The 20,912-nt window shown below is 71.7% G+C and carries 25 protein-coding genes; 15 read left to right on the plus strand and 10 right to left on the minus strand.

Annotation, left to right across the window (positions count from 1 at the left end):
* Positions 1–5: 5 nt before the first annotated feature.
* Positions 6–455, plus strand: a complete 450-nt coding sequence (locus AB0K00_RS34635) for a DUF3093 domain-containing protein (RefSeq protein WP_203846056.1) — start codon at positions 6–8, stop codon at positions 453–455.
* Here the strand turns inward: AB0K00_RS34635 and AB0K00_RS34640 are convergent.
* Positions 442–1,179 carry a hypothetical protein gene (locus AB0K00_RS34640; protein WP_363529294.1) on the minus strand — a complete coding sequence of 246 codons (738 nt, stop codon included), beginning with the start codon at positions 1,177–1,179 and terminating at the stop codon, positions 442–444. The two genes, AB0K00_RS34635 and AB0K00_RS34640, sit on opposite strands and share 14 nt — an antisense overlap.
* 115 nt (positions 1,180–1,294) lie before the next feature.
* Entirely contained in the window at positions 1,295–1,591 is a 297-nt protein-coding gene (locus tag AB0K00_RS34645; protein WP_203846057.1) for a DUF4193 domain-containing protein, read from the minus strand.
* 359 nt (positions 1,592–1,950) lie between these two features.
* Here AB0K00_RS34645 and AB0K00_RS34650 point away from each other — a divergent pair, with 359 nt between their 5' ends.
* Positions 1,951–2,487, plus strand: coding sequence for a LytR C-terminal domain-containing protein (locus AB0K00_RS34650; protein ID WP_363529297.1), 537 nt, complete (start codon positions 1,951–1,953; stop codon positions 2,485–2,487).
* A 27-nt stretch (positions 2,488–2,514) separates the two neighbouring features.
* Here the strand turns inward: AB0K00_RS34650 and AB0K00_RS34655 are convergent, their stop codons facing one another.
* Complete coding sequence (locus AB0K00_RS34655) at positions 2,515–3,315, minus strand: inositol monophosphatase family protein (RefSeq protein WP_363529300.1); 801 nt, start codon at positions 3,313–3,315, stop codon at positions 2,515–2,517.
* Between the two features lie 262 nt (positions 3,316–3,577).
* On the opposite strand from AB0K00_RS34655, the gene AB0K00_RS34660 reads away from it, so the two are divergent.
* Together AB0K00_RS34660 and AB0K00_RS34665 are read left to right on the plus strand one after the other, a co-directional pair.
* Entirely contained in the window at positions 3,578–5,236 is a 1,659-nt protein-coding gene (locus AB0K00_RS34660) for an RNA polymerase sigma factor (RefSeq protein ID WP_363529303.1), read from the plus strand.
* 308 nt (positions 5,237–5,544) lie between these two features.
* The gene (locus tag AB0K00_RS34665; RefSeq protein ID WP_354791318.1) at positions 5,545–5,778 is read left to right on the plus strand and encodes a hypothetical protein; all 234 of its coding nucleotides are present in this window, start codon (positions 5,545–5,547) and stop codon (positions 5,776–5,778) included.
* Positions 5,779–5,869: 91 nt separating this feature from the next.
* On the opposite strand, the gene AB0K00_RS34670 is transcribed toward AB0K00_RS34665, so the two are convergent.
* Together AB0K00_RS34670 and AB0K00_RS34675 are read right to left on the minus strand one after the other, a co-directional pair.
* Complete coding sequence (locus AB0K00_RS34670; RefSeq protein WP_363529305.1) at positions 5,870–7,582, minus strand: DEAD/DEAH box helicase; 1,713 nt, start codon at positions 7,580–7,582, stop codon at positions 5,870–5,872.
* Positions 7,583–7,726: 144 nt separating this feature from the next.
* The gene (locus tag AB0K00_RS34675; protein WP_363529308.1) at positions 7,727–8,005 is read right to left on the minus strand and encodes a DUF3039 domain-containing protein; all 279 of its coding nucleotides are present in this window, start codon (positions 8,003–8,005) and stop codon (positions 7,727–7,729) included.
* Positions 8,006–8,034: 29 nt separating this feature from the next.
* On the opposite strand from AB0K00_RS34675, the gene AB0K00_RS34680 reads away from it, so the two are divergent.
* Positions 8,035–8,976, plus strand: a complete 942-nt coding sequence (locus AB0K00_RS34680) for a pseudouridine-5'-phosphate glycosidase (protein WP_363529310.1) — start codon at positions 8,035–8,037, stop codon at positions 8,974–8,976.
* The gene (locus AB0K00_RS34685) at positions 8,973–9,857 is read left to right on the plus strand and encodes a sugar kinase (protein WP_363529312.1); all 885 of its coding nucleotides are present in this window, start codon (positions 8,973–8,975) and stop codon (positions 9,855–9,857) included. The genes AB0K00_RS34680 and AB0K00_RS34685 overlap by 4 nt, the downstream gene beginning before the upstream one ends.
* A gap of 3 nt (positions 9,858–9,860) precedes the next feature.
* On the opposite strand, the gene AB0K00_RS34690 is transcribed toward AB0K00_RS34685, so the two are convergent.
* From AB0K00_RS34690 to AB0K00_RS34705, 4 genes are read right to left on the minus strand one after another with little or no spacing between them, the layout of a single operon-like run.
* Complete coding sequence (locus tag AB0K00_RS34690) at positions 9,861–10,220, minus strand: DUF3099 domain-containing protein (protein ID WP_363529315.1); 360 nt, start codon at positions 10,218–10,220, stop codon at positions 9,861–9,863.
* Between the two features lie 38 nt (positions 10,221–10,258).
* On the minus strand, positions 10,259–10,708 hold the full coding sequence (gene mscL / locus AB0K00_RS34695) for a large conductance mechanosensitive channel protein MscL (protein WP_363529317.1): 450 nt from the start codon (positions 10,706–10,708) through the stop codon (positions 10,259–10,261).
* Positions 10,709–10,718: 10 nt separating this feature from the next.
* Positions 10,719–11,432, minus strand: a complete 714-nt coding sequence (locus tag AB0K00_RS34700; RefSeq protein ID WP_363529319.1) for a HEAT repeat domain-containing protein — start codon at positions 11,430–11,432, stop codon at positions 10,719–10,721.
* Between the two features lie 4 nt (positions 11,433–11,436).
* A complete protein-coding gene (locus AB0K00_RS34705; protein ID WP_363529322.1) occupies positions 11,437–12,012 on the minus strand; it encodes an HhH-GPD-type base excision DNA repair protein in 576 nt (191 codons plus the stop codon).
* A 412-nt stretch (positions 12,013–12,424) separates the two neighbouring features.
* Here AB0K00_RS34705 and AB0K00_RS34710 point away from each other — a divergent pair, with 412 nt between their 5' ends.
* The 3 genes from AB0K00_RS34710 to AB0K00_RS34720 all read left to right on the plus strand — a co-directional run bounded on the left by AB0K00_RS34710 (position 12,425) and on the right by AB0K00_RS34720 (position 15,841).
* A complete protein-coding gene (locus AB0K00_RS34710; protein WP_363529325.1) occupies positions 12,425–12,766 on the plus strand; it encodes a YciI family protein in 342 nt (113 codons plus the stop codon).
* Between the two features lie 9 nt (positions 12,767–12,775).
* Positions 12,776–13,990, plus strand: coding sequence for a DUF6596 domain-containing protein (locus AB0K00_RS34715; RefSeq protein WP_363529328.1), 1,215 nt, complete (start codon positions 12,776–12,778; stop codon positions 13,988–13,990).
* Between the two features lie 276 nt (positions 13,991–14,266).
* A complete protein-coding gene (locus tag AB0K00_RS34720; RefSeq protein WP_363529331.1) occupies positions 14,267–15,841 on the plus strand; it encodes a glycosyltransferase 87 family protein in 1,575 nt (524 codons plus the stop codon).
* On the opposite strand, the gene AB0K00_RS34725 is transcribed toward AB0K00_RS34720, so the two are convergent.
* The gene (locus AB0K00_RS34725) at positions 15,825–16,256 is read right to left on the minus strand and encodes an SRPBCC domain-containing protein (RefSeq protein WP_363529334.1); all 432 of its coding nucleotides are present in this window, start codon (positions 16,254–16,256) and stop codon (positions 15,825–15,827) included. The genes AB0K00_RS34720 and AB0K00_RS34725 overlap by 17 nt on opposite strands.
* A 96-nt stretch (positions 16,257–16,352) precedes the next feature.
* Between AB0K00_RS34725 and AB0K00_RS34730 the strand changes: the two genes are divergently transcribed.
* The 6 genes from AB0K00_RS34730 to sigB all read left to right on the plus strand — a co-directional run bounded on the left by AB0K00_RS34730 (position 16,353) and on the right by sigB (position 20,714).
* Positions 16,353–16,814 carry a heme-degrading domain-containing protein gene (locus AB0K00_RS34730; protein ID WP_363529337.1) on the plus strand — a complete coding sequence of 154 codons (462 nt, stop codon included), beginning with the start codon at positions 16,353–16,355 and terminating at the stop codon, positions 16,812–16,814.
* A gap of 43 nt (positions 16,815–16,857) precedes the next feature.
* Positions 16,858–17,304, plus strand: coding sequence for a hypothetical protein (locus AB0K00_RS34735; protein ID WP_363529340.1), 447 nt, complete (start codon positions 16,858–16,860; stop codon positions 17,302–17,304).
* Positions 17,305–17,355: 51 nt separating this feature from the next.
* Positions 17,356–17,697 carry a hypothetical protein gene (locus AB0K00_RS34740; protein WP_363529342.1) on the plus strand — a complete coding sequence of 114 codons (342 nt, stop codon included), beginning with the start codon at positions 17,356–17,358 and terminating at the stop codon, positions 17,695–17,697.
* A 17-nt stretch (positions 17,698–17,714) separates the two neighbouring features.
* Positions 17,715–19,175 carry a methyltransferase gene (locus AB0K00_RS34745; protein ID WP_363529345.1) on the plus strand — a complete coding sequence of 487 codons (1,461 nt, stop codon included), beginning with the start codon at positions 17,715–17,717 and terminating at the stop codon, positions 19,173–19,175.
* The gene (gene dtd / locus AB0K00_RS34750; RefSeq protein ID WP_363529347.1) at positions 19,175–19,597 is read left to right on the plus strand and encodes a D-aminoacyl-tRNA deacylase; all 423 of its coding nucleotides are present in this window, start codon (positions 19,175–19,177) and stop codon (positions 19,595–19,597) included. Before AB0K00_RS34745 ends, dtd begins: the two co-directional genes overlap by 1 nt.
* Before the next feature lie 118 nt (positions 19,598–19,715).
* Positions 19,716–20,714, plus strand: coding sequence for an RNA polymerase sigma factor SigB (sigB, locus tag AB0K00_RS34755; protein WP_363529350.1), 999 nt, complete (start codon positions 19,716–19,718; stop codon positions 20,712–20,714).
* Positions 20,715–20,912 lie beyond the last annotated feature (198 nt).

A 20,912-nucleotide genomic window follows, 5' to 3' on the forward strand; every position in this document is an offset into this window, starting at 1 on the left:
CACACGTGGCACAGCCGACCTCGTACCGTGAGCGCCTCACCGTCGCCTGGTGGCTCTGGCTCCCCGCGGCGGCGATCGCCGGGCTCCTCGCAGCCGAGGTCAGGCTCGGCGCGCCGGGACTGGCGACCTGGATTCCCTACCTGGTGCTGCTGCCGCTGGCGACCGTGGGCCTGTGGTGGCTCGGTCGCATCCGCGTCGAAGTGTCCAACGGCGAGCTACGGGTCGACGACGCGCACATCCCGCTGCGATACGTCGGTGAGGTGACGGCGCTGTCCGCCGCGGACAAGCGCGACCTGCTCGGGCCGTATGCGGATCCGGAGGCGTTCGTGATCCAGCGGCCGTGGATCGCGGGTGCGGTCCGCATCGACGTGGCCGACGACGCCGACCCCACGCCCTACTGGCTGATCAGCACCCGCCACCCGGAGCGGCTCGCGGCCGCGCTCAGCCCTCGATGACCTTCCGGTCGACCTGAAGGTCCTTGCGGATCTCCGCGCCGAGCGACATCGTGGCCCGGCGGTTGAGGAACCCGCCGACCGCGGCGCCGGTCAGGAAGGGGCCCAGGGTGCTCAGGTTGCGCCCGAAGCGCCTGAGCAGCCGGTCCCGCAGCTCCTTGCGCATCGCGGTGCCCATGGCGGCGGCGACGCTGCCGCCGACCCGCAGGGGGTTGATGCCGCGGCGCTCGGCCCACGCCTGGATCAGGGCCGCGGCCCGCTGGGTGCCGGTGCCCTCCACCGGGCGGCCGTAGACGGCGTGCAGCTCCCCGATGAGCTTCATCTCCACCGCGACCACGGCGACCGTCTCGGCGGCCAGCAGGACCGGCGCGGACAGCAGGCTCGGGGTCACGGCCCACTCGACGGCGGCCACGCCGCCGCCGGCGGCACCGATGCCGGCGGTGACCCGGGCCGCGTTGCGGATGAGCCGCTCCGCGAGCGCGTCGCCCTCCAGCCCGCCGTGGTGCTCGGTCAGCGTGTCGAGGTCGCGGATGGCGATGTGCGGTGCGACGCTCGTCACGGAGTCGGCGATCCAGCCGATCGCCTTCTTCGGCCGGAACAGGTCCTTGACGCCCCGGTCGCGGATCTCGATGCGGACGAGGCGGCCGAGCAGGCGCCGGCGCTCCTTCTGCTCGACGCCCTCTTCAGTCAGTGCCGCCACCGCGGAGGACAGCTCTGCCTCAGCCACGGGCTGATTCTCAGCGAGCTCGTCGGGCTGGGCCATCGTCTACCTCCGAGGGTGCGAAACAGTGCCGCCTATGACTCAAGCACGCCTGTGCCCGATTCGCGTGATCAACTCACGCTCAGACGCACTCCCGGCAGATCAGCTCCCCGTTGCGCTCGGCGGCGAGCTGGCTGCGGTGGTGCACCAGGAAGCAGCGCGAGCAGCGGAACTCGTCGGCCTGCATCGGCAGGACCTTGACCGTCATGTCCTCGTCGGCGAGGTCGGCGCCGGGCAGCTCGAAGGTCTCACCCAGGTCGGTCTCGTCGACGTCGACGATCGCCGACTGCGCATCGGTCCGGCGGGACTTCAGCTCCTCGAGGCTGTCCTCCCCGAGGTCGACCTCGTCGCGACGCGGCGCGTCGTAGTCGGTGGCCATCGGTGTTCACACTCCCAATTCATTCGCCCATAGGTGTCGCGCCCGGTGTAACGTCCAACGGGCGGCGTACCTTACCGCCCTCGCGCATTTGTTGTACGCCCACTCGCGGAAACTTGTTCCCAATGTGACCCAGGCGACACAACAAGGTCCCCGGTATCTGAGCCTCCCGGGGCGCGGCGGATGCGACCTTACCGCCACACGGCCATTTCCGTGGGGAGTCATCCCGCAACGGCGAGTGGGAACTTTGTGGTATCCGGGTGGGGACTTCAACATGGATCTCCGACAGGCGCTAACCTTCCCGGCAGCCAGAGCGTCTATCTGGTGACGGAGTCGCTTTGGGGGCGGGGAGAAACACTGCCATGAGTTTTGCGCGGGTGAGGGCACTGGCCCTGGTTGGGCTGCTCGTGGCCACCGCAGCGGTGTTCGTGACCATCGCCTTGATCAAGGACCGCCAGACCGGCCCCACGACGACGAACGAGTGCGCTCAGGGCGCCGTGATCGTCAACGACACGTTGCCCGAGGAGAAGCAGGTCAACCTCAACGTGTACAACGCGACGGGCAAGCCCGGCCTGGCCGGCGACATCACCAGCGACTTCGCCAGCCGCGGGTTCAAGGCCACGGTGCAGAACGCGGCACCCAACCCGCCGGCGAACAAGCCCAACGAGAAGGTGGCGATCCTGCGGTTCGGGCCGAAGGCCGTCGGCGCCGCGTGGCTGGTGCGGGCGTACTTCCTGGACAAGTCGACCGACGAGTTCGACAAGAACCGGCAGGACGACAAGGTCGACGTCATCCTCGGCGCGAAGTTCCAGCAGCTGCCGACGGTGACCGAGGTCAAGCAGTCGATCGGCGCGCTGGGCAACCCGGAGCTGCCCGAGGGCACCTGCGCCGAGGCGTAGGCGACTCAGGCCGGCTCAGGGGCCGGCTCAGGGGCCTTTGTCCGCACCGAGCTCGACCAGGCGGTCGTGCAGGCCCTTGTGCAGGGCCGGCGGGGCCGCCACCACCATGTCCGGACCCACGGGGGCGCCGGACAGGCCGGTCACCAGCAGCCCCGCCTCCGCGGCGACCAGGCCGCCGGCGGCGTGGTCCCAGGTGTTGAGCCCCTTCTCGTAGTACGCGTCCAGGCTGCCCTCCGCGGCCAGGCACAGGTCGATCGCCGCGGCGCCGAGGCGTCGCACGTCCCGGATCTCGCCGATCAGACCGGCCAGCACGGCGGCCTGGTGCAGGCGGCGGTCGGCGGCGTACCCGAACCCGGTGCCGACCAGTGCCTGGCGCAGGTCGGTCTGCACGGATCCCGACAGCCGCCGCCCGTTGGCGAACGCGCCGCCACCGAGCACCGCGGTCCACTCCTTGCCGGTCGCGGCGTTGATGACCACGCCCGCGACCACGGTGCCGTCGACCTCGGCGGCAAGGGACACGGCATACTGCGGCAGGTCGTAGAGGTAGTTCACGGTGCCGTCGATCGGGTCGAGGATCCAGCGCACGCCTTTTCCGGCCCCTGAGTCGGTGCCGAACTCCTCCCCCAGCACCGCGTCCCCTGGCCGGGCGGCGTGGATCGCCTCCCGGACCTGCCGCTCGACCGCGCGGTCCGCGGCCGTGACCACGTCGGTGAGCGTGGACTTCGTCGCCACGGGGTCGACGCCGGCGGCGCGCATGGCCCGGGCGAGCGTGGCCGCCTCCCGGGCGATCGACACCGCGAGGGCCAGCAGTTCGTGTTCCCGATCCATGCTTCCATCCTGTCAGGACCGTGTTTTGCCCATCCGTTCGGTCACAACGTGGGGTCTGGATCGCGGGTCGGGCCCACAAGGCGGGATGTTGGGGCGAGAGAGCGTTACAATTCACGCGCTGCCCGCTGTCGCTCGTGAATCCGCCCCGGACGCACGGCACACGGGCGCCACCAAAAGCACCCAGGCCCACTCAGCACGGCCGCGCCGTGCGCGACTTCGGCCGCACCGGCCGTCGCTCGCTCATCGCACCGGAAGGTCGTTCGTGACAGCAGCTCACCAGCCCAGCGTCGACGTACGCTCGCTCGCCGACTCGCTGATCGCGCGTGCGGCCGCCAATGGCGGCCACCTCACGTCGGCGGAGGTCGCGCAGGCGGTCGACACCGCAGATGTGACCCCCGCACACGCCAAGAAGCTGCTCAGGAGTCTCGCCGAGGCGGGAGTCACCGTCGTGGTCGACGACTCCACCAACGGGCGGCGGCGGGTCGCGGCGGCACGCTCCGCGACCCCCGCATCCAAGGCGGCCACCGCCAAGGCCGCACCGGCGCGTAAGGCGCCGGCAGCCAAGCCGCTGACAGCCGTCGAATCCTCGCAGGATCCGGGGGTGGAGAGGGTGCCCGTGAAGAAGGCAGCGACACCAGCAGCACCCGCTAAGAAGGCCGTTCCCACGGCGGCGGCAGCCGCCCCGGCGAAGGCCGTGCCGACCGCGCCCGCCAAGAAGGCGGCGCCGGCGAAGAAGGCCGCCGGTCCCGTGAAGAAGGCCGTCCCCGGCGATCCCGCCGACCCGGCCGCTCCGAAGGTCGCCGGCGACGAGCCGGAGCTCGAGGAGATCGACGACGCCGCGCTCGCGGCCGAGATCGAGGACGTGGTCGCCGAGGAGCCGGTCGAGGTCGTCAAGGCCGTCGAGGCCGACGCCGAGGCCACCGCGACCGACGACGACTTCGCGTGGGACGACGAGGAGTCCGAGGCGCTCAAGCAGGCCCGCCGTGACGCGGAGCTGACCGCGTCGGCGGACTCGGTCCGTGCCTATCTCAAGCAGATCGGCAAGGTCCCCCTGCTCAACGCCGAGCAGGAGGTCGAGCTGGCCAAGCGGATCGAGGCCGGGCTCTACGCCGCCGAGCGGCTGCGGGCCGCCGAGGACGCGGGCGAGCCGATGGTCATGCCGGCCAGCCGCGACTTCATGTGGATCTCCCGCGACGGCGAGCGCGCCAAGAACCACCTGCTGGAGGCCAACCTCCGGCTGGTCGTCTCCCTGGCCAAGCGCTACACGGGCCGCGGCATGGCGTTCCTGGACCTCATCCAGGAGGGCAACCTCGGCCTCATCCGCGCCGTCGAGAAGTTCGACTACACCAAGGGCTACAAGTTCTCCACCTACGCCACCTGGTGGATCCGGCAGGCCATCACCCGCGCCATGGCCGACCAGGCCCGCACCATCCGCATCCCGGTGCACATGGTCGAAGTGATCAACAAGCTCGGCCGCATCCAGCGCGAGCTGCTCCAGGACCTGGGCCGTGAGCCCACCCCGGAGGAGCTGGCCAAGGAGATGGACATCACGCCGGAGAAGGTGCTGGAGATCCAGCAGTATGCGCGTGAGCCCATCTCTCTCGACCAGACCATCGGTGACGAGGGCGACAGCCAGCTCGGTGACTTCATCGAGGACTCCGAGGCGGTCGTCGCGGTCGACGCGGTGTCGTTCTCGCTGCTGCAGGACCAGCTCCAGCAGGTCCTGCAGACGCTCTCGGAGCGCGAGGCGGGTGTCGTGCGGCTGCGGTTCGGCCTCACCGACGGTCAGCCGCGCACCCTCGACGAGATCGGCCAGGTCTATGGCGTGACCCGCGAGCGGATCCGCCAGATCGAGTCCAAGACGATGTCGAAGCTGCGGCACCCGTCGCGGTCGCAGGTCCTGCGGGACTACCTGGACTAAGCCTCTGACTGATTTTCGCATTCCGCTCTGCGCGAACCCGGGCTGTCCCTTTTGGGGCGGCCCGGGTGTGTTTCCAGTCACGGAGGGCATGAGGGAGGGGTGCCGCCGCTCCAACCCACTTGTGATCGCCGCCGTGGCGCGATAGGAAGCACGTAGCGGGTGTTGCGATTCGGGCTCCCGCAGCGCACGACGGAAATGTGACGTCGGTCCCCCTCACCAGGTGGGAACGATGTCAGGCAAGACGGTGTTGAACCATCTGTGAACGACGCAAGGAAGCGTTCGTCGGTGACGATCAGAGGAGGAAGGCGATGACCCCGACCCTCACGCCGCCGCCGGAGACGGCAGCGCCCCCAGCCGCCGAGGAACGGTGCGACCGCTGCAGCGCGGCAGGCAAACTACGAGTTCGGCTCGCCGAAGGCGGCGACCTGATCTTCTGTGGACATCACGCAAACAAGTACGCCGACCACCTGGTCAAGATCGCGGTGGAGGTGGCAGTCGCCCCGGACTTCACGTGGCGAGGCAACGAGATCACGACCAGCTGACCCATACCGTGTTCGTAGGGCGTCCCGGCCGGGGCGCCCTACGGCCGTTTCCGGGGTGCCCCGGCCGGCTCGCCTGAGGCGAACCGGCAGGTCACATCGTCTGGATGGTGGCGATCCGCTCCTCGAGCTGCTCGATCGTCGCCTGCGCGCTCGGCGGCCCGCCGCACAACCGGCGCAGCTCGGCGTGGATCTTGCCGTGCGGCAGGTTCGTGCGGTGGTGATGCGCCGCCACCAGGGTGTTCAGCTGCCGCCGCAGGACGATGCGGCGCTCCCCCGCCGTCTTGGGCGGCTCCGGGGCGATGGTCGCGGCGGCGGCCGGCGCGCGGCGCTTCTCGGCCGCGACCTGCTCCGCCTGGCGCTTGGTGAGCAGCGCGGACACCTGGTCGGCGGTGAGGAGGCCGGGCAGTCCCAGGTATTCCTCCTCCTCGGCCGTGCCGGTCTGCGCCGGCAGGCCGAACGTCGCGCCGTCGAAGATGACCTGGTCCAGCTCGGCGGTCGCGGACAGCGCCTCGAAGCGTTTGAGCAGGTCGTCGCCGGCCTTCTCCTCGCGCTGGGCCCGCTCCAGGAGGTCGTCCTCGAAGCCTTCCTTCGTCTTCGGGGCGCCGAGGACGTGGTTGCGCTGGGCCTCCATCTCGGCCGCGAGCTCCAGCAGGTGCGGCACGCTGGGCACGAAGACGGTGGCGGTCTCGTTGGTCCCCCTGGCCCGCACGAACCGGCCGATCGCCTGGGCGAAGAACAGGGGCGTGGAGGCGCTGGTGGCGTAGACGCCGACGGCCAGGCGCGGGATGTCGACGCCCTCGGACACCATGCGGACCGCGACCATCCAGCGCTCGTTGGACGCCGCGAATGTGGCGATGCGGCTCGAGGAGCCCTGGTCGTCGGACAGGACGACGACGGCCTTCTCGCCGGTGATCTCGCCGAGGACCTTGGCGTACGCACGGGCCGCCGTCTGGTCGCTGGCGATGACGAGTCCACCGGCGTCGGGCATGCCGCCGGTGCGCAGCACCTGCAGGCGGGCGTCGGCGGCGCGCAGGACCTGCGCCATCCAGTCGCCGGTCGGGTCGAGGGCGGTGCGCCAGGCCTGCGCGATGAGGTCCTGGGTCATCGGCTCACCCAGGCGGGCGGCCAGCTCGTCGCCGGCCGACGTCCGCCAGCGGGTCTCGCCGGAGTACGCGAGGAAGATGACGGGCCGCACGACGCCGTCGGCGAGGGCCTCGGCGTAGCCGTAGGTGGTGTCGGAGCGGGAGCGGGCCATGCCGTCGCTGCCCCGCTCGTACTGCACGAACGGGATCGGGTTGTCGTCGGACCGGAACGGGGTGCCGGTCAGCATCAGCCGCCGCACCGCGGGCTCGAATGCCGCCTTGACGCCGTCGCCCCAGGACTTCGAGTCGCCGGCGTGGTGGATCTCGTCGAGAACGACCAGGGTCTTTCTGGTGATCGTTCGCCGCTTGTGTACCGCGGGAGCCACGCCGACCTGCGCATACGTGACGACCGTGCCGTGGAAGTCGGACGCGGCGTGCACGTCGGCGTTGCGGAAGCCCGGGTCCAGGTCGATCCCGACCCGGGCGGCGGCGTCGGCCCACTGCTTCTTCAGGTGTTCGGTCGGGGTGACGACGGTGAGGTTGTCGATCGTGCCGTCCGCGAACAGCTCGATGGCGATCCGCAGCGCGAACGTCGTCTTGCCGGCGCCGGGCGTGGCGACGGTGAGGAAGTCCTCCCGCTTGCCACGCAGATATTCCATGAGTGCCTTGCGCTGCCACACCCGGAGCGTCTGTCCTGCCTGCACCACCGGACGCGGCGGCATGCGGCACCCCCTTGAGGACCCTGAGAAACCCACACGGAAACGCCTCCGGGTCGGCTCGACCGCGAAGGCGTTGCTCAGCCTAGCGGGCGCGGGCCGGCGGAGCGCCGATCCGCGCCGAACGTCACTACGACAGCTGGACGACCGTCAGGGCTTGTCGTCGTTGTGCACGACGTTCTCGTAGAGGTCCTTGCAGACCGGGCACAGCGGGAACCGCTTCGGGTCACGCGACGGGACCCACAGCTTGCCGCAGATCGCCCGCACCGGCGTGCCCTCGATCATGGCCTGCATGATCTTGTCTTTCGGGGCGTAGTGCGAGAACTTCTCGTCATCGCCGGCGTCATAGCGATAGTCGGTCTGCTCTTCGGTGCGCTCGTCCGTGAGCGTCGAGCCGCCGCCACCGGGGTTCTCGGGAGTCGTTGTCACGGTCCCAGTCTGCCAGGCCAACGGCCGGGATGCCGCACGGCGGCCGGGGTTATCGTTGCGTGGTGATCAACCATGCCATCCGCTTCGGTGCCGAGGTCGCGGCCGCCCGGGACTCCGGCGCGCCGGTCGTCGCGCTGGAGAGCACCATCATCTCGCACGGGCTGCCCCGGCCGTCGAACCTGACCGTTGCCAAGGAGATCGAGGCGACGGTCCGCGCGGCGGGCGCCGTCCCGGCCACGATCGGCATGCTCGGCGGCGAGATCGTGGTCGGCCTGTCCGACGAGGAGATCCACCACCTGGCCGGCAGCGACGACGTGGTGAAGCTCTCCGTGCGCGACCTGGCCCCGGCCGCCGCGTCCCGCGCCGACGGCGCGACCACCGTCGCGGCGACCTCGGCGATCGCGGTCGCGGCCGGCATCGCCGTCTTCGCCACCGGCGGGCTCGGCGGGGTGCACCGCGGCGCGGGCAGCACGTTCGACGAGTCGGCCGACCTCACGGCCCTGTCGCGGCTGCCGATCACCGTCGTCTGCGCCGGGGTGAAGTCGATCCTCGACGTCGGCGCCACCCTCGAACGGCTCGAGACCCTCGGGGTCAGCGTCGTCGGCTACGGCACCCGCCGCTTCCCCGGGTTCTACCTCACCGACGCCGGGTTCGACCTCGACTGGTCGGTGGACGATCCGGCCGGCGCCGCGGCGATCGTGCGTGCGGCCCGCGCTCAGGGCGTACACCAGGGCGCACTCATCGTCGCGAACCCGCTGCCGCTCGACCAGCAGCTCGACCCTGACCTGCACGACCGGGTCCTCGGCGAGGGGCTGGCCGGGCTGGAGCGCGACCACGTGTCCGGCAAGGACGTCACCCCCTACCTGCTGTCGCACTTCCACGAGGCCACCGAGGGCCGCTCGCTGGACGTCAACGTGAAGATCATCCTGCGAAACGCCGACCTGGCGGCGCGCATCGCGGCGGCCCTGTGACGGTGATCGTCGTCGGTGACGTGGTCACCGACATCGTGACGGTCCACGAGGGACCGCTCGCGATCGGCTCCGACACCCTTGCTTCGGTCCGCATCGGCGGCGGCGGGTCCGCGGCGAACACCGCCGCGTGGCTGGGCTCGGTCGGGCATCCGGTGACGTTCGCGGGGGTCGCCGGCGACGACGAACCCGGCACCGCGCGCCTCGCCGAGCTGGCCGCGGCTGGCGTCACCACGACGGTCCGCCGCGTGCCCGGGGTGGCGACCGGCACCGTGGTCGTGCTCGCCTCCGACGCCGAGCGGACCATGTTCACCGACCGCGGCGCCAACCGGCTGCTCTCCCCCGCCGACGTGGACCGCGCCCTGGACGCGACGCCCGCAGGGCGGCACCTGCACCTGTCGGCGTACGTCCTCTTCGACCCCGACTGCGCGCCCGCCGGCCGCCACGCGCTGCGCGCCGCCCGCGACAGGGGCCTCACGACCAGCCTCGACGCGGCGTCGGCGGCACCGCTGCAGCGGCTCGGGAACGCGTTCTGGTCGTCGGTGCCACCCGTGGACCTGCTGTTCGCCAACCTCGACGAGGCCAGGGTGCTCGCGGGGCCCGGCGGCACCGCGACCGAGCTGGCGGCGGCACTGCTGGACCGCGCCCTGGCGGTGGTCGTGAAGTCAGGCGCCGACGGGGCGGCCTGGGCCGGGCCGTCCGGGCCGCCGGTGTGCGTGCCCTCGGTGCAGGTCGCCCGCGTGATCGACCCGACCGGCGCCGGCGACGCCTTCGCGGCGGGCTTCCTGGCGTCCTGGCTGACCGGCGCACCGCCGGCGGACGCCCTCGGCAACGGCGCCCGCCTCGGCGCACTCGCGGTCGCCCGGGTCGGCGGCCGCCCGTGACGCTCAGCCGTCGATGATCTTCGGTTCGTTGTGCTCGCGGTCGGTCAGGGCGTGCGTCGGGTCTGGGTGCGACTGCTGCTGCCGCCGTGCCTGCAGCTTGTTGCGGAAGCGGTGCTCGGGCCGCGGCCCCTTGTCGTTGGCGAGCAGCACCGCCGCCCACGGCAGGAACACCGCGCCGGCCAGCAGCAGGCTCAGCCACAGCCAGAGCAGCGGGACCTTGGCGGTGACCAGGATCGCCGCCACGATCACGCAGAGGCCACGCAGCAGCATCATCGCCACATAGCGCCGCTCGCGGGATCGAAGCTCCTGCTCGGGCGTGCGCTCGGCGGTGGTGATCAGCTGCGCTTTCTGCCTGCGTCCCATCACCACCGAGTCTGCCACGCGCGGCGCCCCGGCCGGGGTCAGGAGTCGGTCGGCTTCACCGGCGCCGCGTGTGCCCCGCCGCCCGGCTCGGTCGGCCGGTTGACGGTGCCGGTCGCGAGCAGGTCGCGGATCTCCGTCAGCAGCCGGATGTCGTCGGCCGGGGCGGCCGACTCCGGCTCGATGCCGCGCTTGCGCCGCTCGGCGAGCTTGTTCATCGGCAGGACGACGAGGAAGTAGACGGTCGCGGCGGTGAGGATGAACCCGATGACCGAGTTCAGGAACGCCGGCCAGGCCAGAAACTGCGACCCGACCTTCAGCCCCTGGTTCTTGTCACCGACGCCGATACCGCCGGTGAGCTTGATCAATGGTTGGAGGAAACCGTCCGTGAACGACTTGACCACGTCGTTGAAGGCGGCACCGATGACGACGGCGACGGCAAGCTCGATGACATTGCCGCGCGAAATAAAGTCCTTGAAACCCTTCAGCACGTTAGGCACCCTACGACCACGGGTGCTCCAGCGCACCTGACGCGCGCCGACCGATGGCCAGGACATCACCCGCCGCGGCGCGGACGTCCGGGTCGTCGTCCGCCGTGAGCCGCTCGAGCGTGGCCGCCGCCCCGGGTCGCCCGCTCAGCGCCCACGCGGTCCAGAACCGGACCCGGCGGTCCGCGTCGGCGGCGCGGGCCACCAGCACCGCGGTGACCGCTTCGCCGGGCCATGAGTGCAGGCCCTGCACGGCGGCACACCTGACCTCGGGATCGGGGTCGCGGGTCCCGGCCGTCAACGCGGCCAGTGCGCGGGGATCGCCCGCGCCGAAGATGGAGCCGAGGCCGCCCAACGCCTCGCCACGGACCCGCGGGTCCGGGTCGGACGCGGCCTCGACGACCAGCGCGACATGCTCTCCACGCCGGTCGAGGTCGATGACGCTCAGCCCCCAGACCCCGACGCGCCGGAGCCCGGGATCCGCGGACGAGACACAGGCCAGGACTTCCGCCCGGGCTTCCCCGGGCCATGCCTCGAAGAGTTCGAGCACGTCGAGCTGCAGCGACTCGCCGTCGTCGTTGCGGTCGTGGACGCTCGCCCGCAGCAGCGCCGGCAACGCGGCAGCACCGTACGTCGTGGCCAGGGCATGCGCGACGGCGTCCCGTGCGACGGTGTCACCCGCGTCCACGTGCTCGGCGAGCCGCCGTTCGAGGTCCGCCCGCTCCACGCCGTTATGCCTGTGGCGCCTTGGCCGCCGCCTTCATCTGCTTCTTGTACTCGCGGACCTGCGTCAACGAGTCCCCGTCGACGATGTCGGCCACGGAGCGGCGCGAGCCGACCTCGCCGTACCCGCCGGCCGCCTCCCGCCAGCCGTCCGGCTGGACCCCGTACTGCTTGCCGAGCAGCGCCACGAAGATCTGCGCCTTCTGCTTGCCGAACCCGGGCAGCGCCTGCACCCGGAGCAGCAGCTCCGCCCCCGACGCCGCACCGGTCCACATGGCGGCGGTGTCGCCGTCGTACCGGTCCACGAGCACCCGGCAGACCTCCTGCACCCGCGCCGCCATCGCCTTCGGAAACCGGTGCAACGCCGGCGGCGTCGCGAAGATCTCCACCAGCGCCTCGGGGTCGAACTCGGCCAGCTCCTGCGCGGTCGGCTCATGCCCGAGCCGCTGCCCGAGCACCCACGGCGAGGTGAACGCCTTCTCCAGCGGGATCTGCTGGTCGAGCGTCATCCCGATGAGCAACGCCAAGGGGTCCCGGTCCAGCAGCGCATTCGCCTCGACGGGGATCGGCAACGAGAACGGCATGCCCACATCTTGCCCCAGCTCGCGGCGCGCTCGCGTGCGCCTCGCCTGTCCGGGCAGCGCGTCGGGGTGGCAGGGTCGAGGGAGGTGTCGTCGACGAGCTGGGCGCCGATCGTGCCGTAGGTGATCGTCGTCCAGCGGCTGGTGATACCGGTGATCTCGCCCCACTGCTCGACCTTCTCCCAGGTGCCCTCCGTCACGCGCGATGTAACCGGCTGCGTGCGGCGTAGTCTTCGCGTACCTGGCCCTCGAGCTGCTCGGTGGCGTCGCGCCCGACGAGCTCCACGTGACGCTCCCGACGCACCTGGTCATCCGCGCCACGACCGGCCCGCCGGAAAATTCCTGACGCCACCGCGTCCATCCCGGCCCCGGTCGTTCGTAGTGATGGCACCAGGCAATGAAAGGAGCCCAGACCATGAAGTACATGCTGCTCATCAACAGCGCCGCGGACGACACCGAGGCGTGCCCGGACTCGTTCGAGGACTGGCAGGCCTACGACAAGGAGGTCCAGGCGGCCGGGATCTTCGTCACCGGGCACTCCCTCGCGGACCTGGTGACCGCCACGACCGTGCGGGTCGCCGCGTCGGGTGAGCGGACCGTGACCGACGGTCCGTTCGCCGAGACGCGGGAGGTCCTCGGCGGCTACTACGTCATCGACGTGCCGGACCTCGACGTCGCGCTGGACTGGGCCGCCCGGTGCCCCGGCGCCCGCGGCGGCGGCTCGGTCGTGGTCCGGCCGGTCGCCGACTTCGGCTGACGGCCGGTCATGCAGGAGATCGAGGCCGTGTTCCGGGAGGAGCACGGCCGCCTCCTGGCCGCGCTCGTGCGCCGCTTCGGCGACCTGGACCTGGCCGAGGAGGTCGCGTCGGAGGCGGTCGAGGCGGCACTGGTGCGCTGGCCCGCCGACGGGGTGCCGCCCAACCCGGGCGCCTGGCTGATGACCACCGCCCGCCGCAAGGCGGTCGACCGGCTGCGCCGGGACCAGGCGTACGCGGCGAAGCTCGCCATCCTCCAGGTCGACGCCGACCGCCTGCACCAGGCCGGGCCGGTGGCGGTGGCGGGCGAACTGCCGGACGAGCGGCTGCAGCTGTTCTTCACCTGCGCCCACCCGGCGCTCGCGGCCGAGGACCGGGGCGCGCTGACGCTGCGCTGCCTCGCCGGGCTCAGCACCCCCGAGGTCGCGCGGGCGTTCCTGGTCCCGGCGGCGACCATGGCGAAACGGATCGTCCGCGCCAAGCAGAAGATCCGTGAGGCCCGGATCCCGTTCCGGGTGCCCGGCCCCGACGAGTTGCCGGCCCGCCTCCCGGGTGTGCTGCAGGTGCTCAACTCGATCTTCACGGAGGGGTACGCGGCGCACCGCGACGATCTGGCCGCCGAGGCGATCCGCCTGACCCGGATCCTGCGCCGGCTGCTGCCCGCGGAGCGGGAGGTCACCGGCCTGCTCGCGCTGATGCTGCTGACCCATGCCCGCCGCGACGCCCGCTTTTTCGGTGGCCGGCTGCTGTTGCTCGACGAGCAGGACCGCGCCCGGTGGGACCGGCCGATGATCGAGGAGGGGCTCGGGCTCGTCGTGGCCGCGCTGACCGGCGGGGACCCCGGCCCGTTCGCCGTGCAGGCCGCGATCGCCGCCCTGCACGACGAGGCCGCCGACGTCGCGACGACCGACTGGCCGCAGGTGGTCGCCCTGTACGACGTCCTGCTGGCCCTCACCCCGTCACCGGTCGTCGCCCTGAACCGCGCCGCCGCGGTGGCCATGCGCGACGGCCCCGCGGCGGGCCTGGCGCTGCTCGACGAACTGTCCGACGAGCCGCGGCTGCACGGCTACCACCCGCTGCCGGCCGCCCGGGCGGACCTGCTCGCCCGCCTGGGCCGCACCGAGGAGGCCGCGGCCGCCTACCGGGAGGCGATCGCCCTGGCCGGCACCGATCCGGAGCGGTCCCTGCTCCACCGCCGCCTGCACGACCTCACCGGCCAAAGTTGACCAGTCCGAACCGGATGCGTAGCAATGGGTCGCGCAGTTCACGACCGAAACCCGGATCGGATAGCCAGGCGTCGGAAAGTGGACGGGTGCCGGGCCGGTGAGTGGCGCCTCCCGGAAGGCCGGCGGCCCCCCGCCGCACGTGATGCGAACTGCGGAAACCTGGCCGCGAGCCGGTTTGCCAGCAGTGACGCAGCACACGCAACGGTCCGGCGGCAGATGGGCTGGACGGCACGAAGACGGGGTTTCCGGGTTGAGCGAGAGCCATAGCCTGGGCTGATGTTCGAGCGCAAGGTGATGGCGGCGTGGGCCGCGTTCGGGGGGATCGCCGCGGTGTCCGCGGCGCTGGTGCTGCGTCGGCCTGACGCGCAGCGGCTGTCGGACCTGCACATCTACTACGGGGCGGCGAAGTTCGACGGGCCGCTCTACGACTACGTCGCCGAGAACGGCGGGCCGTTCACGTATCCCCCGTTCGCGATGGTGCTCTTCCGGCCGCTGAGCCTGCTGCCCGAGGCGACCCTCGGCCTGCTGTGGCTGGCGATGACCTGCGCCGCGGTGATCGCCATCGCGCGCACCGTGACCCGGCGGGCCGCAAACGCGACCGAAGCGACCGAAGCGACCGAGGCGCCTGCCAGAGTCGGCCGCGGGCTGCTGGTCGCCGGGGTCGCGATGGCGCTGCTGGTGTCGGCGCCGGTGCAGAGCAACCTGCGCTTCGGGCAGGTGAGCATCTTCATCGTGCTGCTCGCGCTCATCGACGCGGGACAGGTGGTGCCGGCGCGCTACCGGGGCATCCTCGTCGGCGTCGCCGCGGCGATCAAGCTCACGCCGCTGCTGTTCGTCGTGTACTTCCTCTTCGCCCGGCGGTACAAGGACGCGGCGCGGGCCGGGGCGGCGTTCGTCGCCTGCGCGGCGATCGCGGCGGCGCTCATGCCGGGCGCCAGCGTGCGGTACTGGGGCGGCACCATCTTCCAGACCTCGCGCATCGGCGACCTCGCCTCGCTGGGCAACCAGTCCGTGCACGGCATGCTGCTGCGGATCGGCCTCTCCCCCGGGACGCTGCCGGTGGTCTGGGCGGTGCTGATCGCGGCGATCTGCGGCGCCGCGCTGCTGCGGGCCCGGCACCTGCACCTGCACGGTGAGCCGGTGCGGGCCGCGGTGCTCGTCGGCTGCGCCACGGTGGCGGCGTCGCCGGTGTCGTGGACGCATCACCAGGTGTGGACGGTGCTCGCGGCGATGCTGCTGGTCGCCGCCGACGGCGCGTGGCGGCGGGTCGCGGGGTGGACGCTGCTGGTCGTGATGACGCTGTCGCTGGGTGTGGTGCTGCGCGGGGTCGCGCTGTACCCCGGCTGGCAGTTCCTGCTCGAGAACGCCCGGTCGCTGGGGCTGGTCGCGGTCTGCGTCGCCGGGGTCGGCGGCGCCGCGGCCGTGCGGATGCGCACCGCGCGGTTCCGCGCTACCCGGCGGGTCGCGGTGGCCGTCGCGGCGGGGCTCGCCGTCCTCGCGCTCACCCCGCTGCCGGCCGGCGCCGACCCGACGTTCAAGGCGTACTCCGCCGACGACCTCACCAACCCCCGCTACTTCTACTTCACCGGCACGCCGGTGGCGGGCCAGCCGGTCACCTTCATGATCCGGCGGGAGAAGACGAAGGTCCGCGTCAACGGCGTCGTCGGGGCCGAGGTGGCGCGGCTGCGGTACACCTCGGCGCCCGGCGGCGCGGCGCGCGGCATCCCGCTGCTGGAGGCGGAGCCGGGGGTGCGCACGTTCTCGTTCCGCAGCGCCAGCCTCGCCCACGGCCGCCTCGAGGCGCTCGACGCGGCCGGGCAGGTCACCGCGACGTTCACGAACCTGGCGTGAACCGTTCGGCCTCAAGGACCGACTTGAGGCCGCTGAGGACCCGCGACCACGCCTCGTCCCGCTCCTCGTCCGGGTCGCGCTCCACGTCGTCGCACGTGAGCGCGACCCGGCACACGCCCGGCTCGACCGGGGTGATCAGCCAGGTCAGCCAGCAGTGCACCTCCTGTTCGGCGCCGATCCCGGTGTACAGGTTGTGCACCAGCAGCCGCTCCTCCTCGACGTGCACGATGTCGCCGTGCAGGACGTCGGGGACAGGGCCGGCCGCGGCGCGGTAGACGATGGGCGCGCCCGGGGTCCACTGCGAGTCGACCGCGAGGCCGAGGTAGAAGCGCCGCGTGAACGCGGGATCGGTGATCGCCCGCCACACCCTGGACGGGTCGGCGGCGATGTACAGGCTGCACGTCGAAGTCCTCATGCTCCTCATCGTGCGCAGGCGACTTGGGAGGCGCTTGCGCCCGACTTGGGGCGCCCCCCGTACCCTGGCGGCAACGACGAACCAAGGAGCACTCGCGTGGACGACCTGATCGCCGAGCTGGAGGCGCAGGAGCAGCGGCTGCGGTTCACCCGGTTCGACAACGACGACGCCTGGACGCTGGGGTCGCTGCTGGTGCGGCTGGGCAAGGAGCGCGGGCTGCCGATCACGATCGACATCCGCCGCCACGGCCACCAGCTGTTCCACGCCGCGCTGCCGGGCACCGCACCCGACAACGACCGGTGGATCGAGCGCAAGATCCGGGTCGTGGAGCGGCTCAACGCCTCGTCGTTCCTGATCGGCCGGCGGATGGCGGCCAAGGGGCAGACGATGGACGCGGCATACGGGGTGGACCCGGCCGACTTCGCCACGCACGGCGGCGCGTTCCCGATCCGGGTCGTGGACGTCGGCGTGGTCGGGGTCGTCACCGTGTCCGGGCTGCCGCAGGCCGACGACCATGCGCTCGTCGTCGAGGCCCTAGGGCTGTTCCTCGACAGATAGAGGGTTGTCTCCGGCCGGGCTGGGGCCCAAGATTCCGCGTGTGATGAAGCGACTTGCTGTGTGCGTCGCCGTTACCGCGGCCCTCGCACTGACCGGATGCTCTGATGACGCGCCGAAGGACAACGGCGCCGTCGCGGCACCCACCACGGAACAGTCCCTGCTGCCGCAGAGCGGGCCGGCGCCGACGAAGCCGGGCGCGAGCCCCCAGGCGGGATGCCCGGTGGACGCGGCGACGCTGGAGAAGGCGTTCGTGGCGAACGTCGACGTCTCCAACGCCGTCGACATCGGCAAGGGCCTCACCGACATCAGCTGCGTGGAGACCTGGGCGACCGCGCGCACCCAGCCGGAGGCCAACGACCAGGCGACGGTGCTGTTCCGGTTCGACGTCGCCAAGAAGCAGTGGTTCGCGATTTCCGGCGGCACCGACGGCGTCTGCACGGGCAAGGTCAAGGTCCCCGCGGAGATCGCCAAGCAGCTCAAGAACTGCTGAAGTTGATGACGAGGGACTAACCAAAAGTCCCGTTTTATGGTCACATAGGTCATGGAGCGTGAAGTACTGCTCCGGCTCCTCGATGAGGTGCCGGGGGAAGCGTTCGTGGCCTGCAAGGACGCGATCAGGGCCGGCGCGGACTACGTCGTGTGGGACGACACCGTGCCGGCCGACCAGCTGGCGCGCAGCTACTCGCGGCGGGCGCAGCACATGGCGAAGGTCGGCACCCCGATGCTCGGCGGCGACGACGCGATCGCCCGCCTGCAGATCGCGGGTGGCCGGCCGCTGCGCATCGGCGAGGCGAAGGTCGAGGACCCGCCGACGCACTTCCAGCTCTTCCTCACCGCCGACGCGACCCGCGTCGTGGCCTGTTTAGGGATCGACCAACGTTGACGTAGCAGGATGTCAGGGTGGATGCACTGCTCGACGCCGACGGTCTCGCCCGCCTCCGTGCGGCCCTGACCTCCGCCCGGTACACCTCCCAGGGCATCAAGGACCTGCTGGGTGAGCCCGCGACGGCCGCCCTCGCCCGCAACGACTTCCGCGCCGCGCTCAAGCGCACCGAGGAGCAGCCGGGCCGGCTCGCGACGCTCGTGCGCCTGTTCGTGTGCGGCCAGACCGAGCCCCTCTCCGCCGTCGCCGACGCGCTGTCGCCGCTCTCTCTCGAGGCCGCGCTGCCGCTGCTGGAAGCATCGCAGGACGGTGTTCGCGCCGCGGTCGAGCTGGAGCCCTACGGCGACTGGTGGGTCGTGGCCGACCTGTCTGCCGGCATGCGTCCCGGCCGGCCGCTGCCCGGCGACCACGTGCTCGGCATCGGCGGCGCCTCCACCACCCTCGCCGGCGCCACGCTGCGGCACCCGGTCGCGACCGCCCTGGACCTCGGCACCGGCTGCGGCGTGCAGTCGCTGCACCTGTCGACCCACGCGGCGAAGGTCACGGCGACCGACCTGCTGCCCCGGGCGCTGCGCTTCGCCGCGACGACCGCGGCGCTCAACGGCCTGGACTGGGAGCTGCTGCACGGGGACCTGACCGCGCCGGTCGCCGGTCGCCGCTTCGACCTGGTGGTGAGCAACCCGCCGTTCGTCGCCGGGCCGGGCACGACCGAGCACACGTACCGCGACTCCGGCCGCCCCGGCGACGCGGTCTGCGCCGAGCTCGTCGCGGCCGCGCCCGGGCTGCTCACCGACGGCGGGCACATGCAGTTCCTGGCCAACTGGCTGCACGTCACCGGCGAGCAGTGGGAGGACCGGGTCGCGGACTGGCTGGCCGGCACCGGCCTGGACGCGTGGGTGATCCAGCGTGAGGTCTCCGACCCGGTCGCGTACGTCAACCTCTGGCTCACCGACGCCTCCGAGGACCCCCTGCGGCAGCCGGCGATCGCGGCGGCCTGGCTCGACTGGTTCGACGCGCAGAAGGTCGACGCGGTCGGCTTCGGGCTGATCACCCTGCGGGCCGGCGGTCACGACGACCCGACGGTGCGCATCGAGGACCTGCGGCAGACCGTCGACGGCTCGTTCGGCCCGCTGATCGGCGACTGGTTCGCCCGGCAGGACTTCCTGCGCTCCGGCGACCTGCTCGGCACCCGGTTCGTCGCCGCGCCCGGGCTCACGCTGCGGCAGGAGGCGACCCGCGGCCCCGACGGCTGGGAGGTGGGGCAGCAGGTCCTGAGCCTGCCCGACGGCCTGCGGTGGAACGAGGAGGTCGACCCGGTCGCCCTGACGCTCGTCGGTGCCTGCGACGGGTCCGTGACGCTGCGCGACCAGGTGGACGTGTTGGCGGCGGCGCACGGTGTACCGGCTGAGGTGCTCTCCGACGTTGCCGTCCCCCTCGTCGCTCACCTGGTCGAGCGCGGCATCCTGCGGCCCGCCTGATGCGGGCGCTGGTGCAGACGGTGAGCCGCGCGTCGGTCACCGTCGACGACGCCGTGGTCGGGTCCATCGAGGGTGGCCTGCTCGTCCTGGTCGGCGTCACGCACACCGACGTGCTCGCGACCGCCCAGACCCTGGCCCGCAAGGTGCACGAGCTGCGCATCCTTCCCGACGAGAAGTCCGCCGCCGACGTGGGCGCGCCGCTGCTCGTGGTCTCGCAGTTCACGCTGTACGGCGACGCGCGCAAGGGCCGGCGCCCCACCTGGATCGCGGCGGCCCGTCCCGAGGCCGCCGAGCCGCTCATCGAGGCGTTCTGCCAGCATCTGCGAGACCGGGGCGCTGTGGTCGAAACCGGGCGCTTCCGGACTCACATGCTGGTCGAAAGCGTGAACGTCGGACCCCACACGGTGATGCTCGAAATCTGAGACTCACGGATTCGTGCCACGGCTCGGCCGCCTCACCGCCACTTCACGCCCGCTCAGCGAAGCTTCTTCCCGTAGGAATGATCGCGCCACTTGTCAAGGCACACGGGAGGCGAGCGAAGTGGCCCAGCCGCTGAGTGACACCACGGAGTTCAACGCAGTCGACGTCGACACCGACGAGCAGCACGAGCCGCAGATCGACAACACGGGCGTCTCAGCGGACCTCGTTCGCGCTTACCTCAACACCATCGGACGCACCAAACTGCTCACCGCCGAGCAGGAGGTCGACCTCTCCAAGCGGATCGAGGCCGGGCTCTACGCGGAGGAGAAGCTCAGCACGGGCAATGTCCACCCCGCCTGGATGAACACCTACGAGGTCGTCGTCCGCGAGGGCCGCGCCGCCAAGGCGCACCTGTTGGAGGCCAACCTGCGCCTGGTGGTCAGCATCGCGAAGCGGTACACCGGACGCGGCATGGCGTTCCTGGACCTCATCCAGGAGGGCAACCTCGGCCTCATCCGCGCCGTCGAGAAGTTCGACTACACCAAGGGCTACAAGTTCTCCACCTACGCCACCTGGTGGATCCGGCAGGCCATCACCCGCGCCATGGCCGACCAGGCCCGCACCATCCGCATCCCGGTGCACATGGTCGAGCAGGTCAACCGCATGGTCCGGGTCCGCCGCGACCTGTCCGCCACCCTCGGCCGCGAGCCGGTCGTGGCCGAGGTCGCCGCCGCCCTGGGCATCGAGGAATACCAGGTCATCGAGCTGATCTCCTACGACCGCGAGCCGGTCAGCCTCGACCAGGCCGTCGGCGAGGACGGCGAGAGCGCCCTCGGCGACTTCGTCGCCCGCATCGACCCCCGCGAGGAGCCGGGCGACAGCGTGTCGCAGGGCATGCTGAAGTCCGAGGTCGAGATCGTCCTCTCCACGCTCTCCCAGCGCGAGCAGGCCGTGATCCGGCTCCGCTTCGGCCTCGACGACGGCCGGCAGCGCACCCTCGACGAGGTCGGCCGCGAGTTCGGCCTGTCCCGCGAGCGCATCCGCCAGATCGAGAAGGTCACCCTGCTGAAGCTCCGCCACCCCTCCCGCGCCAAGCGTCTCGAGGCCTACGCCAGCTGAAACTCTTACCCGCCATCGGCTTCGCCGAAGCTCGCTGCCCCACCGCTGCGCGGCGGGTCCCGCCGGGGGATTCTCACCCCGGACCCCCAATGCGCCGCCAGGGCGCACAGTCCGCGTGCCGCGTGACTGGGATTGCGCATACGCGCCCATCCCGTGGCCGGCCGCCGTTCATCGAATGCGCCTTGATCGACAGGAACT

This window comes from Dactylosporangium sp. NPDC049525 (assembly GCF_040676755.1).
GTDB lineage: Bacteria > Actinomycetota > Actinomycetes > Mycobacteriales > Micromonosporaceae > Dactylosporangium.